At 66.7% G+C, this 14,094-nt stretch carries 13 protein-coding genes and 1 pseudogene; 1 reads left to right on the top strand and 13 read right to left on the bottom strand.

The features are described 5' to 3' along the window. Positions 1–45: 45 nt before the first annotated feature. The 7 genes and pseudogenes from xylB to ASC91_RS04925 form a co-directional block, all read right to left on the bottom strand. Positions 46–1,305 (bottom strand): xylulokinase (gene xylB, locus ASC91_RS04900; protein ID WP_235531831.1); only part of this gene is annotated, 1,260 nt, incomplete at its 5' end. Position 1,306: 1 nt separating this feature from the next. Further along, positions 1,307–1,606 (bottom strand): annotated as a pseudogene (locus tag ASC91_RS30175) (FGGY family carbohydrate kinase); the annotation flags it as partial. After that, entirely contained in the window at positions 1,606–2,838 is a 1,233-nt protein-coding gene (locus ASC91_RS04905; RefSeq protein WP_056193159.1) for an ROK family protein, read from the bottom strand. The gene ASC91_RS04905 and the pseudogene ASC91_RS30175, both read right to left, overlap by 1 nt. Positions 2,839–2,989: 151 nt before the next feature. Then, positions 2,990–3,817 (bottom strand): DUF1080 domain-containing protein, encoded by an 828-nt coding sequence (locus ASC91_RS04910; protein ID WP_082532435.1) that lies wholly within the window; start codon positions 3,815–3,817, stop codon positions 2,990–2,992. 80 nt (positions 3,818–3,897) lie between these two features. After that, entirely contained in the window at positions 3,898–5,175 is a 1,278-nt protein-coding gene (locus ASC91_RS04915) for an L-fuconate dehydratase (protein WP_056193164.1), read from the bottom strand. A 2-nt stretch (positions 5,176–5,177) separates the two neighbouring features. Then, entirely contained in the window at positions 5,178–6,032 is an 855-nt protein-coding gene (locus ASC91_RS04920; protein ID WP_056193167.1) for an ureidoglycolate lyase, read from the bottom strand. A 50-nt stretch (positions 6,033–6,082) separates the two neighbouring features. Continuing rightward, complete coding sequence (locus tag ASC91_RS04925; protein WP_056193466.1) at positions 6,083–6,835, bottom strand: SDR family oxidoreductase; 753 nt, start codon at positions 6,833–6,835, stop codon at positions 6,083–6,085. Between the two features lie 258 nt (positions 6,836–7,093). On the opposite strand from ASC91_RS04925, the gene ASC91_RS04930 reads away from it, so the two are divergent. After that, the gene (locus tag ASC91_RS04930; RefSeq protein ID WP_056193170.1) at positions 7,094–8,434 is read left to right on the top strand and encodes a GGDEF domain-containing protein; all 1,341 of its coding nucleotides are present in this window, start codon (positions 7,094–7,096) and stop codon (positions 8,432–8,434) included. A gap of 12 nt (positions 8,435–8,446) precedes the next feature. Here ASC91_RS04930 and ASC91_RS04935 read toward each other — a convergent pair whose 3' ends face one another. From ASC91_RS04935 to ASC91_RS04960, 6 genes are all read right to left on the bottom strand, one after another. Further along, positions 8,447–9,424, bottom strand: coding sequence for a YeiH family protein (locus ASC91_RS04935; RefSeq protein ID WP_235531832.1), 978 nt, complete (start codon positions 9,422–9,424; stop codon positions 8,447–8,449). Between the two features lie 315 nt (positions 9,425–9,739). Further along, entirely contained in the window at positions 9,740–10,513 is a 774-nt protein-coding gene (locus tag ASC91_RS04940) for a ferredoxin--NADP reductase (protein WP_056193177.1), read from the bottom strand. Then, the gene (locus ASC91_RS04945; protein WP_056193180.1) at positions 10,510–10,809 is read right to left on the bottom strand and encodes a DUF971 domain-containing protein; all 300 of its coding nucleotides are present in this window, start codon (positions 10,807–10,809) and stop codon (positions 10,510–10,512) included. Before ASC91_RS04945 ends, ASC91_RS04940 begins: the two co-directional genes overlap by 4 nt. After that, positions 10,809–11,669, bottom strand: a complete 861-nt coding sequence (locus ASC91_RS04950; protein ID WP_235531857.1) for an ABC transporter ATP-binding protein — start codon at positions 11,667–11,669, stop codon at positions 10,809–10,811. Before ASC91_RS04950 ends, ASC91_RS04945 begins: the two co-directional genes overlap by 1 nt. Before the next feature lie 5 nt (positions 11,670–11,674). After that, positions 11,675–12,625 (bottom strand): ABC transporter permease, encoded by a 951-nt coding sequence (locus ASC91_RS04955; protein ID WP_056193470.1) that lies wholly within the window; start codon positions 12,623–12,625, stop codon positions 11,675–11,677. Positions 12,626–12,630: 5 nt separating this feature from the next. Next, complete coding sequence (locus ASC91_RS04960) at positions 12,631–14,091, bottom strand: ABC transporter substrate-binding protein (RefSeq protein ID WP_235531839.1); 1,461 nt, start codon at positions 14,089–14,091, stop codon at positions 12,631–12,633. Between the last annotated feature and the right edge of the window lie 3 nt (positions 14,092–14,094).

Raw genomic sequence — 14,094 nt, forward strand, 5'->3', positions numbered from 1 at the left:
CGGATCGGGGCGATGGCGTGGAAATAGCTCGTCATAACTCGGGGGTCAGGCACCGCGCAGGCGGCGGTAGAGGTCACGGAAACGCGCCAGGCGGGGRGCCAGGCGGGCATGGCGTTCGGGGTCGGGAGAGAAGAGGGCCGCCACGGGCGGGCGGGTGCAGAYGGTCTCGACAGCACCCCCGGTGGCCAACCAGCCCAGGCGTGCYGCGCCGAGCGCGCCGCCGGCTTCGCTGCCGGTGTGCAGGACGATGTCGACCTGGAGCGCGTCGGCGATCAGCTGGGCCCAGAAACGGCTGCGTGAGCCGCCGCCCACCAGCGACAGCTGRTGGACCTCGGTGCCKGCCGCCCGCAGCGCGTCCAGCCCRTCGGCCAGCCCGAAGGCCACGCCCTCGAGCACGGCATAGGTGCAGTCGGCGCGATTCGTCTGCGCCTTCAGGCCATGGAAGACGCCGGCTGCAAACGGGTCGTTGTGCGGCGTGCGCTCRCCGGCSAGGTARGGCAGGAAGATCGGCGCGTGGTCTGAGGTGCTGACTGCGCTGTCATTTGATGAAAGTTCAGCCAGCAAGGTRGCTTCATCGGCGCCGACGAGCTGGCAGAACCAGCGCAGGCARCTGGCGGCCGACAGCATCACGCTCATCTGGTGCCAGCGTGCGGGAAGCGCATGGCAGAAGGCGTGCACGGCCGAGGCCGGGTTGGGCCGGTAGCGGTCGTTGACGACGAAGAGCACGCCCGAGGTGCCCAGCGAGATGAAGCCRTCMCCKGGCTGCGTGGCGCCGATGCCGATGGCGCTGGCCGCGTTGTCGCCGGCGCCACCGGCGACGACCACCTCCGCGCCCAGGCCCCAGGCCTTGGCGAGTTCGGGCTTGAGCACGCCGCTGGGCTGGCTGCTCTCGACCAGGCGGGGCATCTGCGCGCGCGTCAGGCCGCAGGCRCCGAGCAGTTCGTCGGACCAGTCGCGCCGGGCCACGTCCAGCCACAGGGTGCCGGCGGCGTCCGACGGGTCGGAGACCTTGTCGCCGGTCAGCTGCAGGCGCAGCCAGTCCTTGGGCAGCAGCACGCTGGMCACGCGCTCGAAGACTTCGGGCTCGTGCTTCTTSACCCACAGCAGCTTCGGSGCGGTGAAGCCGGGCATGGCGAGGTTGCCGGCGATGTCGTGCAGGCGCGGCGCGGCGGCCGTCAGCTCGTCGCACTCGGCGTGGCTGCGGCCGTCGTTCCACAGGATGGCCGGGCGCAGCACGGCATCGTCAGCGCCCAGCAGCACCGCGCCGTGCATCTGGCCGGACAGGCCGATGCCGCGCACGGCGGCNGTCGTTCCACAGGATGGCCGGGCGCAGCACGGCATCGTCAGCGCCCAGCAGCACCGCGCCGTGCATCTGGCCGGACAGGCCGATGCCGCGCACGGCGGCGAACTCGGTCGGGTGGGTCGTGCGCAATTGGGCGACGGCGGTGCCGGTCGCGCGCCACCAGTCGGATGGATTCTGCTCGGACCACAGAGGTTCCGGTGCCGACAGCGTCAATGCGCTGCCTGCGGTACCAACGATGCGACCGCTGTCGTCAAGCAACAGCAGCTTGACTTCCGAGGTACCCAGATCAATGCCGAGAAACATCAAGCAGCCTCCGCTGTTTCAAGAAAAATGGTTCCACCGTCAGCCAGAGGTAACGCGGGGCGGGTCAGTCGATAACGTGCCAGCGCTGCAGCGCCGACAGCGACGGCGTTGACGCCGAAGCGCGACGTGCGCACGATCGGCGGTGGCAAACCGGCTGCAGCGGCATAGGCGTTCAGCGTATCCAGCGCCGGCTTAAGGAATGGTTCGCCCAGCTCGATCGCGGCGCCACCGAGAACGATGCACGCGGGGTCGTAAGTGGCAGACAGGTTCTGCAGCAGCACGCCGAGGTAGCGTCCGGCGGAGGCGACGGCATTCTGGGTCTCAGGGTCGTTCCCCAACAGATGGCTGCGTATCCGAGACAGCGAGGTCATCTCCGTCCCCCTGCCGTAGCCCCGCTGCATGGCGCCCATCGAGATCAGCGCCTCCGCGCAGCCCCGGCGCCCGCAGGAACAACGCGGACCATCGAGTTGCAGCACGGTGTGCCCCACTTCGCCAGCGAAACCTCGGTTACCGGTCAGCAGCCGGTCACCGACGATGACACCGGCACCGAGGCCCTCGCTGATGGAGACGTAGAGCAATGGGTCCGCTGCGGTCGAGGAGTTGAACTCCACTTCGCCAACCGCGGCGACAGCAGCTTCGTTCTGAAGGAAGAGCGGCACGTGCGCCAGCGGGGAGTCAGCCAGTCTTTCGGCCAGCAGTGCTGCGAATGGCACATCGCGCCAGCCCAGGTTGGGCGCGAATCGAAGCACGCCACGCGCTGCATCGACGCCGCCGGGCAAGCCGACACCGATACCCAGCGCCTGCTCGCTGGCGGCGAGCTGCCCGAAGACCTTCAGCAGCGATGCGGCAAGTACTCGAATGCACGACTTGGCCGAGCGAATGGCACCGTAGCTGGCGACAGTTTCTGCACGTATCTCGCCCGTGAGGGACGTGGCAACCACGCGCACGGAGTCGACGCCGACTTCGGCACCGAGCAGCAGCAGTCGGGTTGGATCGATGAACAAGGGCGTGGGGCGGCGACCCATGTCGCCTGTCGGGACGATTTCACGCTCGACCAGCCAACCCTCGGTAATCAATTCACGGGCGAGCAGGCCGACGGTGGATTTAGTCAGGCCCACCACAGCAGCCAGATCGGCTCGTGACTGACCTGGTTTGGCGCACAGTTGCCTGACGAGCGCCATGCGATTGATGACTTTGAGGAGCTGTTGGCTCGCGGCGGCTTCGACCTGCAAGGCACTTCTCCCTGATGAACTTTCGTGGTCGGACCACAACTTGTCGTTGTGTTTTTGGTATGACCAATGTTAGTTGGGGCGATGGACAAAGTAAATAGGGGCGCGCGGCTTCGTCATCGCAGGCCGCGAGTCACGGCAGCAGCAGGAGATTTCACCGAGGCACTCCCGGAGCCTGTTGCCCGGTCCGGGAAGTGGCGGGGAGGGATCGGATCCTGATGTTCCGAAACCATACGGGCTGCGATTCCGCCTGCAGCGCGATATGGCCGAATGACAACTGCAGGGGAGCACCGGCATCCAGCAGGGCCTTTGCGCTGTCCTCCCTGGGATCAAGCTGGGGGTGCTGATAGCGCAGGACCTCGACGCCATTGACGCGATGGACGACTTCCTCGTTGCCTCGAACCTCGACCTCCACCGCTACCCACTCATTCAGGGGGAACAATTTCGAGGTCGACTCGATGATGTGGTCTGTCACCAGCCGGCCCTTCATCTCGAGGTTGGTGCCAGGCGTGCACACATTTCCCGTCTGGCGGCCCGCCGTTGCGCCCGCGCTGAGGAACTGGAATTCCATGCTGGCAGGCCAGGCCTGGTTGAGCCCCATCGTCCAGGGCGACTGTGAATGGATCATCACGCCGCTGTTGAGTTTGGCCCAGGGTGGGGCATCTGCAACGGCAGTGCCCGTGATCCGGTACTCGAGCCTAAGGATGTAGTTGGCGTAGGCCAGGTTGGAGTACAGATGGCCGAACTGTTCGTCGAACTTGCCGTAGCCGTCATAGCTGACCTTGATCACGCCGTCTTCCACCCGAAAGGTGTTCGCGTGATTGTCACCAAGCGGATGCTTGTTGATCTTCACGGTCCATCCTGAAAGGTCGCGGCCATTGAACAGCGAATGCCATTCGCCCTCGTCCTGCGCACGCGCGCGCGCTGGGGTCAGGGCGATGCACAGGCAGGCCAGCATCGTTGACAGAGATCGGTTCTTCATGACGTGGACCTATCCGGAAAAAGGCAATCGCGCGGGCTCTTTCGAGGCCGCGCGATGGTGCTGGAACGGTTCTGGCGAGTTCAGCCCCCGAACCGGTATTGCGCCAGCGAGGCCGGTTTCATCGTGATCGAAAAGCCCGGTGCTTCGGGCGGCATGTAGGCCGCGCCGCGCACGACGCAGGGGTCGACGAAGTGCTCATGCAGGTGATCCACGTACTCGATGACACGGCCGTCACGCGTGCCGGCAATGCAGAGGTAGTCGATCATGGACAGGTGCTGCACGTACTCGCACAGGCCCACGCCACCGGCATGCGGGCAGACGGGCAGGCCGTGCTTGGCGGCCATCAGCATGACGGCCAGGATCTCGTTGACGCCACCCAGGCGGCAGCTGTCGATCTGCACCACGTCGATGGCGCCGCGCATCATGAACTGCTTGAACAGGATGCGGTTCTGGCACATCTCGCCGGTGGCGACCTGCATGGGCGCGATGGCCTGCCGAATGGCGCGGTGGCCTTCGACGTCGTCGGGGCTGGTCGGTTCCTCGATGAACCAGGGCTTGGCAAAGGCCAGGTCCTTGAGCCAGTCGATGGCCACGGGAACATCCCAGACCTGATTGGCGTCGATCATCAGCTTGCGGTCCGGCCCCAGCACCTCGCGAGCGATACGCAGGCGGCGGATGTCGTCCTCGCGGTCGCGGCCGACCTTGAGCTTGACGTGGTTGAAGCCCGCGTCCACAGCCTCCTGGCACAGCCGGCGCAGCTTGTCGTCGGGGTAGCCCAGCCAGCCGGCCGAGGTCGTGTAGCAGGGGTAGCCCTCGCGCTCCAGCGTGGCCAGGCGCTCGGCCTTGCCCTCTGCTGCGCGGGTGAGCAGCGCCAGCGCCTCGTCGGGTGTGATGCAGTCGGTGATGTAGCGGAAGTCGATGCAGCGCACCAGCTCCGCCGGGCTCATGTCGGCCACGAGCCTCCACACCGGCTTGCCCTCGGCCTTGGCCCACAAGTCCCATACGGCATTGACGACGGCGCCGGTGGCGAGGTGGATAGCGCCCTTGTCGGGCCCGATCCAGCGCAGCTGGCTGTCCGACGTGACGTGGCGCCAGAAGCGGCCCATGTCGGCGGCGATCCAGCTCAGCTCCAGGCCGACAACCAGGTGGCGCATGGCCTCGATGGCGCGGCAGCAGATATCGTTGCCACGGCCGATGGTGAAGGTCAGGCCATGGCCTTCCAGGCCCGGCGTGTCGGTTTCAAGGATGACGTAGGCGGCCGAGTAGTCCGGGTCGGGGTTCATCGCGTCCGAACCGTCGAGGTGCTGCGACGTCGGGAAGCGCACGTCCACTGTGCGCAGGTTGGTGATACGGGTCATGGTCAGGCGGCAATGGTTTTCTGGGTCTGCACGCCCAGGCCCTGGATGCCCAGGCGCATGGTCTGGCCGGGCTTCAGGTACAGCGGCGGCTTCTGGCCCAGGCCGACGCCGGGCGGCGTGCCGGTGGAGATGATGTCGCCGGGCTGCAGGCTCATGAACTTGCTCAGGTAGCTGACGATCTGCGCAACGCCGAACACCATGGTGCGCGTGTTGCCGTTCTGGAAGCGCCGGCCGTCGATCTCCAGCCAGAGGTCCAGCTGCTGCGGGTCGGCCACCTCGTCGGCCGTGACGAGCCAGGGGCCGATGGGGCCGAAGGTGTCGCAACCCTTGCCCTTGTCCCACTGCGTGCCGCGCTCGAGCTGCCATTCGCGCTCTGACACGTCATTGACGACGCAGTAGCCGGCCACGTGCTTCATCGCATCGGCTTCCTCGATGTAGCGGCCACCTTCGCCGATGACGACGCCCAGCTCTACCTCCCAGTCGGTCTTGAGCGAGCCGCGCGGGATCTGCACCGCGTCATCGGGGCCGCAGATGGCGCTGGTCCACTTGGCGAAGACGACGGGCTCGGTCGGCACGGGCAGGCCGGACTCGGCAGCGTGATCGGCGTAGTTCAGGCCGATGCAGATGAACTTGCCGACGCGGCCGACGCAGGGGCCGAGACGCAGGTCCTGTTGCGGCGTGCCGCTGACGAGTGGCAGGTCCGTCGGGTCGATATCGCGCAGCCTTGCGAGGCCGGCGGGCGTCAGCACGTTGCCTGCAACGTCATCGACAAGGCCTGAGAGGTCGCGCACGCGGCCGTTGTCATCGAGCAGGCCGGGTCGTTCTTGGCCCACGGGGCCGTAGCGGAGGAGTTTCATGAGAAGTTCGTTATTGACGGATCGGGAGATATGCCGAAATGACGCGCGCCTTAGATCGTGACGCCACCATCCACGCAAACGGCCTGCCCGGTGATGAAGCGCGACGCGTCGCTGAGCAGGAAGACGACGAGCGGTGCGATGTCGTCGACTGTGGCCAGCCGGCCCATGGGCTGGCGGGCGATGAAGTCTTTCTCGGCCTGCACGGGATCGGCCGCCGCAGCGATCCGCCCGCGCAGGGACGGTGTGTCCACCGTGCCAGGGCAAAGGGCATTGCAGCGCAGGCCTTGCTTGACGAAGTCCGCAGCGACTGCCTTGCTCAAGCCGATGACGGCCGCCTTGGTCGTGCCGTAGGCGAAGCGGTTCGCAAAGCCCTTCACCGATGAGGCCATGGATGCCATGTTCAGCACCGAGGCGCCGCCGCCGTGGCGTGCGGCCTCTGCGAGCATGCCCGGCAGGAAGGCGCGCAGCGTGCGCAGCATGCTCTTCACGTTCAGGTCCATGCTGAAGTCCCAGGCCGCTTCGTCGCAGTCGAGCACCGTGCCGTGATGCACGAAGCCGGCGCAGTTGAACAGGCCATGCAGAGCAGGCAACCGACCGGCCAGGCTCTGCACCGACAGGGTGTCGCGGACATCGAGAACCTCGGTACGCAGCGCCGAAGACGCCGCTTCCCGGGCCAGCGCGGCCAAGCCGCTTTCCTGGATGTCCGTGGCGATCACCTCGGCACCCGCCGCGAGGCAGGCCAGGGCGCTTGCACGTCCGATTCCCTGTGCTGCTGCGGTGATCAGAACGGTCTTGCCCGTCAGGCAGGCGGAAGGGGCGTGGAAGTCACTCACGATGGTCAGGGTATTGAAGGTCTGACCAGTGTAGGCGAACATGGCATAAATCGTTAAATTGGCCTTACCAATTTCAATTATCGAAGGCGCTGGCGCCCATCGAACCGATTCGCGGCAGTTGGCCAGGCCGCGTTTTTCATGGATTGCCGTCGACGGCGATTTGCCCCGTGAGGCGAGCGCTTCGTTGTGCCGGCGCCCGCCTTTGGATCTAGAGTGCACAGGACGCAAATGCCGAAGTTTGATGGCGTGCAATCTGACCTGACCAGCATCAGATTCCTCATGGGAGGGATCGTGCTCACCGTGGCCGTGCTGGGTGTTCACATGATGCTGCCCGCGCGAACTCTGGATCTGCTGGAGCCGGGCGTGAGCAAGCATTTCCTGGAAGCCCCCCCTCAGGCCGGCGAGGAAGCCGCGGTGCAGTGGGTGGACGCCGGGCAGTTGCGATGGCGTTGCCAATACGTCGCCTCCGAGAAGTACCAGCCGTGCGTCCTGACCTATCTGCTGACCGGCGACGATCTCAGCCGCGGCCGGGATCTGAGCGGTTTTGACCACATCGAGCTGGAACTGAACTACCAAGGGCCGGCGCCATTCCTGCATCTTGATATCCGGAATTTCGATCCGCGCTTCTCCAGGCTCGAGGACGCCAACAGCTCGCGGATGCACGCGGTCACGCTTCGAAGGCGAGACGTTGAGCAACCGGTGCGCATCAAGTTGAGCGAACTCAACGTGCCCGACTGGTGGGTCCAGATGTTCAATCTGCCTCGCGAGTACAACCAGCCGAGCCTGGACAACGCGACTTCGTTGTCCATCGGCATTCCCGGAGAGCTGACCGGCCAGCACCATGAACTGCAGCTTCGCCGCCTGGTGCTGAAGGGCGAATTGATCAGCGACGACCGCGTCTACCTGGGAATCCTGCTTGCCTGGCTTTTTGGTGCTTGCGCCATGGTGTTGCGTGGCTGGCAGCGACTGCGCCTGAGCCATCGCCGCCAGCAGCGGGAGATCGATGCCTTGACAGCGCGCACGCGTCAGTTGCGCATCGAGCAGGAGAACCTGCGCCGCCTGGCTACGGTCGATGAACTGACCGGTGTGTTGAACCGGCGCGGCCTGGAGCAATCGCTGGGTGACATGGAAGAGGCGGCACAGGGGATGTCGCTCGTGCTGCTGGACATCGACCACTTCAAGCATGTCAACGACCGCCATGGCCATGATTGCGGCGACGAGGTATTGCGCCGCGTTGCGGCCATCGTCGCGGCCAACCTGCGCGCGAGCGATGTCATCGGTCGCTGGGGCGGCGAGGAGTTCCTGATCGCCTGCCAGGGCACGCGTGTGCGTGATGCCGCCCGCCTGGCCGAGAAGCTGCGCGAACGCGTGCAGCAGAGCGAGGTCAGCTGCACTGCGGGCCGCCTCGCAATCACCGCCAGCTTCGGCGTGGCGCTGTCGCCGCCGGGAGGGTCGGCTGCGAATGCCCTCAAGCGGGCCGACGAGGCCCTGTATCGCGCCAAGGAGGCCGGCCGGAACCGCGTCGAGATAGACAGGACGCTGCAGAGCGACTCACCGACCACGGTCTGATTTGTTGGACCCTCAATAGAACCGCAATCCCCAGGCGGCGGCGAGCGAAACGGCTGCAAGCCACAAGCTCGTCGCCACCATCAGCAAGATGGGCCGCCAACCTGCGCTGGCGAGGTGCGGGAACGACGTCTTCATGCCGAGCCCGGCCACCCCCAGCATGAGGCAGGCGCGCGAGGCGAGATTGAGCTGCTCCTGCACTGGCCGCAGGCATCCCAGCGAGTTGAGCGTCGCCAGCGCGACGAACAGCCATAGAAAGCCCGGCACCAGCGCGCCGAGTCGCATGACCATCGGTCGTGCCGTGGGAGGCGGCTCGTCGGCCGAACTGCGGCAGGCGATGGACACGCCCAGCACGACGATGAAGAGCAGGCTGACGCGCAGGAGTTTGACGATGGAGGCCGCGTCGCCGGCGGCCGCAGAGATCGAATAGCCCGCTACCACCACCTGCGCCACGTCATGGATGCTTCCGCCGATGAAGAGGCCAGCACCAGCCGGCGACAGCTGCAACTGCCGCGCGATCAGTGGGTAGGCCACCATCGCCGCCGTCGACAGCAGCGTGGCCAAGACGGCCACGACGAGCGCGTGGCGTTCGTTCGGCGTCTCCCCCTCACCGGCACGCGGCAGCACCGCACCAATCGCCAGCGCCGCCGAGGCGCCGCAGATGGCCGTGGCGCCGCCCGCCAGCATGCCGAGCGCCCACGGCAGGCGCAGTGCCTTCGCCAGCCACCGACCGCACAGGAGGGTGCTGGCGACCGCGAACAACACGACGAGCAAGGTCGGCCAACCGAGCCCGGCGACCTGCTCCCAGCTGATGCGCGCACCCAGCAGCCCCACGCCCAGGCGCAGCAGCGTGCGGCCGCAGAAGTCCACGCCAGCGGCCGTGCGGTCCTGCGGGCTCTGGCTGTGCAGCGCCGCGCCGAACAGCAGCGCGTACAACATCGGGGGCCCCTGATACAGCGCGGCAACGAATGACGCAGCCAAAGCGATCAGCACGCAGGTCGCCCACCCCGGCCAGACTCGCCGCAGGGCCTGGCCATGAGCGTCGAAGAAGGCAGCCCGTGCCAGCATGCGGCCCTAGATCCGGCAGTTGGGCACGACCGAGTGGCTGGCGAGGCGGGCCGCTGGCAAGGCGTGACGACGAAGTGGGCTCATGCCCACGAGGAGGAGCAACGCCGCCAGCGGGCTGAAGCGCCAGACCAGCGGGCGTGCAGCGTTGTTCACCGAAGTGGTGAGGACGGACCAAACGCCAAGGTGTTGATGCATCGATTCTTTCGAAGAATGGTGAGCGGTCAACTGCCGGATCTAGGGCTATTTCTCGACGAAGGCCCGCTCGATGACGAAATGCCCGGGATGGCTCATATTGCCCTCGGTCATGCCCATCTCGTCGAACACCGCGCGCGTGTCGCGCAACATCTCGGGGCTGCCGCACAACATGAAGCGGTCGTTCTCCTTGCACAGTGGCGGCAGGCCGATGTCGCTGGGCAGCTTGCCGTTGGCCATGAGCGTCGGGATGCGCCCCTGGTTGCGGAAGGGCTCGCGCGTGACGGTCGGGTAGTAGATGAGCTTGTCGCGCACCTGGTCGCCGAAGAATTCGTTGTCGGGCAGCTCGCGCGTGATGATGTCCTCGTAGGCAAGCTCGCTCACCTGGCGACAGCCATGCACGAGGATGACCTTCTCGTAGAGCTCGTAGACGTCGGGGTCGCGCACGATGGCCATGAACGGCGCCAGGCCCGTGCCGGTGGCCAGCAGGTAGAGATGCCGGCCGGCCAGCAGGTTCTGCGTGACGAGGGTGCCCGAGGCCTTGCGGCCGATGTGCACCGTGTCGCCAACCTGGATGTGCTGCAGGCGCGACGTCAGAGGGCCGTCGGGCACCTTGATGCTGAGGAACTCCAGCGTGTCGTCCCAGTGCGGGCTGACGACGCTGTAGGCGCGCAGCAGCGGCTTGCCGTCGACCATCAGGCCGATCATCGTGAACTGCCCGCTTTGGAAGCGAAAGCCCGGGTCACGAGTGCAGGTGAAGGAGAACTGGCGGTCGGTCCAGTGGCGGACGTCCAGCACCTTGGCGTCGAAAAGGATGCTCATGCGCAAGGCTCCAGGGAGAGTTGATGCAGATAGGGCCAGGGGTAGATGCCGCGGTCGTGGCCGTCGCTGAAGACGAGCTGCAGGCCCTGCGGCCCGACGGGGTGGAGGGCGGTGAGCTGTGTGTCGATAGGCGCCTGCACGGGCTCGCCGCTGCGCCGGCGCTGCTCGCAACCGGCACATTTGCAGGCGGCGCGCAGCACCGGGCCGCTGAGGCGGGCGGCGCGGCCATCGGCCCAGGCCAGCGCCAGCACGCCACTGGCCTGGTGCCAGACGACTTCGATGGGAACGGCGTCCATCAGACGAGGTGCTCCACGCCCTGCGGGCCGATCTCGGTGCACAGGCCCGCCAGCCCGCCTTCGCTCAGTTCGCCCCCCATGGCCGCGATGCTTTCCTCGCGGATCAGGCCCTTGATCTGGCGCACCATGGCGACGAACTCGGGCTCGGAGGTCATGTCCGGCGTGCGCGGCCGCGGCAGCGGCACGTCCAGCTCGGCCTTGATGCGCCCGGGCCTTGCCGTCATCACGTAGATGCGGTCGGACAGGAACACCGCCTCCTCGATGTCGTGCGTGATGAAGAGCACCGAGATGCGCAGGCGCTGCCACATATTGGTCAGGATCTCCTGCATCACCACGCGGGTCTGAGAGTCGAGGGCGCCGAAGGGCTCGTCCATCAGCAGCACCTGCGGGCTGGTGGCCAGCGCGCGGACGATGCCCACGCGCTGCTTCATGCCGCCGGAGAGTTGGTCGGGGTAGTGGTTCTCGAAGGACAGCAGGCCGGCCAGCCCCAGCAGCGTGCGCGCCTGCGCCTCGCGGTCGCTGGCCGACGCACCCTTCATGCGCAGCCCGAACTCCACGTTCGCACGCACCGTCATCCATGGGAAGAGCGAGTACTGCTGGAACACGACGCCGCGGTCCGAGCCCGGGCCCGTGATGGGTTGACCGTCCAGCAGCACCTGACCGCCACTGGGCTTGAGGAAGCCTGCCACCGCGTTCAGCAGCGTGGACTTGCCGCAGCCGGACGGCCCGATCAGCGACACGAACTCGCCGGGCCGCACATGCACGTTGGCGGCGCGCACGGCTTCGAAATCCTGGCCTTTTGAGTGGAAGCGGATGTCCAGCTCGCGCACGTCCACGCGGCCACGGGATGCTGTCGCCATGTCCATCAACGTCCTCCTTGCGAATGGGCCTGCCAGGGCATGGCGAGCTTGGCCAGCAGCCGGATGGCGCCGCTGCACAGCAGCCCCAGCACGCCGATCGTGATCATCCCGAGCGCGATCTCGGCATAGCTGATCAGCGAGTAGGCCTCCCACGTGAAGTAGCCGATGCCGAACTGCCCCGAGATCATCTCGGCGGCGATCAGCGACACCCAGGCCACGCCCATGCCTACCGCCAGGCCCGTGAAGATGTGGGGCAGGGCGCCGGGCAGCACCACGTGCCTGAGCAGGCTGGCCTCGCCCGCGCCCAGCGTGCGGGCGGCGCGCAGCAGCACCGGGTCGATCGCCTCGACACCATGCACGGTGTTGAGCAGGATGGGGAAGAAGGCGCCCAGGAAGGTGATGAAGACGATGCTCACCTCGTTGTCGGGCCACAGCATGATGGACATGGGCACCCAGGCGATGGCCGGGATGGGCCGGAAAACCTCCATCGCCGGCATGGCCAGCCCGCGCACGATGCGGTAGCGGCCGATCAGGATGCCCAGGCCGACGCCCAGGCCCGTGGCCACCAGGAAGCCGAGCAGGATGCGCCGCACGCTGATGCCGATGTTGGTGACGAACTTCGGGCTGGCGTTGACCTCCACCACCTTCTCCAGCACTTGGGCCGGCGTGGGGATGTTGTTGAAGCGGATGTAGGCGTCGAGCTTGTAGCGCGTGGCCAGGTGCCAGAAGAGCAGCACGCTGGCGATGGACAGCGCACCCATCAGCACCGCCGCGCCACGGCCCCGCCAGAAGCGCTGCCGCAGGCTGGGCGCAGCAGCCGCGGGCAACGGCAGGGGCAGCGGCGTGATGCCCTGGCCCACGTGGGCGGGCGGGGCCGCCTTGGGCGCCGCCGCAGGCATTGCAGCAGGCGGCGCCAGGGGCGGCGTGTAGGTTTGGATGCGGGGCAGCGCGCTCATGGTGTTCACTTCACGCTGACCGCGACGACAGTGGCGTTGGCCTGCCCCAGGGCCTCCGCAAAGGTGGCGAGCTTGCCGTGCGTCCTGGCGGCGTAGGCCTCGGCGTCTTTCTTCAGCAGGAAGGGCACGGCCAGCGGCGCCTTGGGGTTGCTGGCGTCGACCGCGTAGAAAGCCTTGTCGGCGACGACCTTGATGCCCAGCTCCTTGTCGTAGAGGTAGGCGACGTTGACCTTCTTGCCCGCCGCCTCGTACTGCTTCACGCCAGCCAGCAGGCAGGCGGGCGAGCTGGCCACGACGATCTCGCCGCTGGACAGCCAGATCTCGCCGGCCTCCTTGGGCCGCGTGACCGGCACCTTGCAGATGGGGTCGTTGCCGGCGATGTCGTAGTTGGCGAGCGTCTGCTTCTGGGCCTCGTAGTCCTGGCCGCGCTGCTTGAAGGCTTCGCGCAGATAGCTCTCGTTGACCCAGGCGACGGCGTCGAACTCCTTCACGCGGCCCAGCTTGGCCAGCACGCCGTGTGCGATCTTGATGGTCTCGACCCAGCGCGGCTTGATGCTCGGGTCCAGCGTGTGAATGCCGCCCGGGCCGAGGAAGAGGTAGACGACCTCCTTCTCGATCTTGGTCCACTCTTCGATCTTGGCGGCGGCCAGCTTGGGGTCCTTGCGCACCCAGTCGTTGGCCTCCATCAAGGCCTTGATGTAGGCCACGACGGCCTCGGGGTATTTGTCGGCGAACTCCTTGCGCACGACGACGCCGTGGAAGGTCGGAACCTTGGTCTGTGCGCCGTCGAAGATCTTGCGGGCGAAGCCGCGCTGCGGCAGCAGGTCGGCGAAGGGCACGAAGTCGCCGTGGGCGTCGATCTTCTTTTCCTGCAGATTGGTGGTGCCCACCTCGGGGCTCTGGCTGACGAGGTTCCAGTAGTCCGCCGGCCAGCCGCGCTCCTGCATGGCCTGCAGCATCATGCCGTGCGCCGCCGAGCCGAAGGGCACCGACACCGTCTTGCCCTTGAGGTCGGCCAGCTCGTAGTAGGGGCTGTCCTTGTGCACCACGACGCCGTTGCCCGAGCCGAAGGCGTTGTAGGCGATGACGGCGACGAGCTGGGTCTCGTTGCCCTTGTTGAGCTGCCCGGTGGCGCCGTTCACCAGCAGCGGGTAGTCGCCCATCATGCCGATCTGCAGCTTGCCGGCGACCATGCCGTTGGTGATGGGCGGGCCGGAAGTGAAGTTCTGCCAGTCGAGCTTCCACTCGATGTTGGCGTACTTGCCCGTCTTGGGCAGGTGCTTCTCCAGCAGCTTGAGCTCCTTGAGCACCACACCGCCGGTGACGGTGTTGGTGGTGGTGTTCTGCGTGCCGATGCCGATGGTCACCACCTCCTTGGCGGCGTGGGCCTGCAGGAGCGTCATGCCGAGCGCGAGGCCGGTCAGGCATCGCAGGATGGCGGCGGGAACATTCGAGAGCTGGGTCATCCT

The organism is Pelomonas sp. Root1237 (assembly GCF_001425055.1).
Classification (GTDB): domain Bacteria; phylum Pseudomonadota; class Gammaproteobacteria; order Burkholderiales; family Burkholderiaceae_C; genus Pelomonas.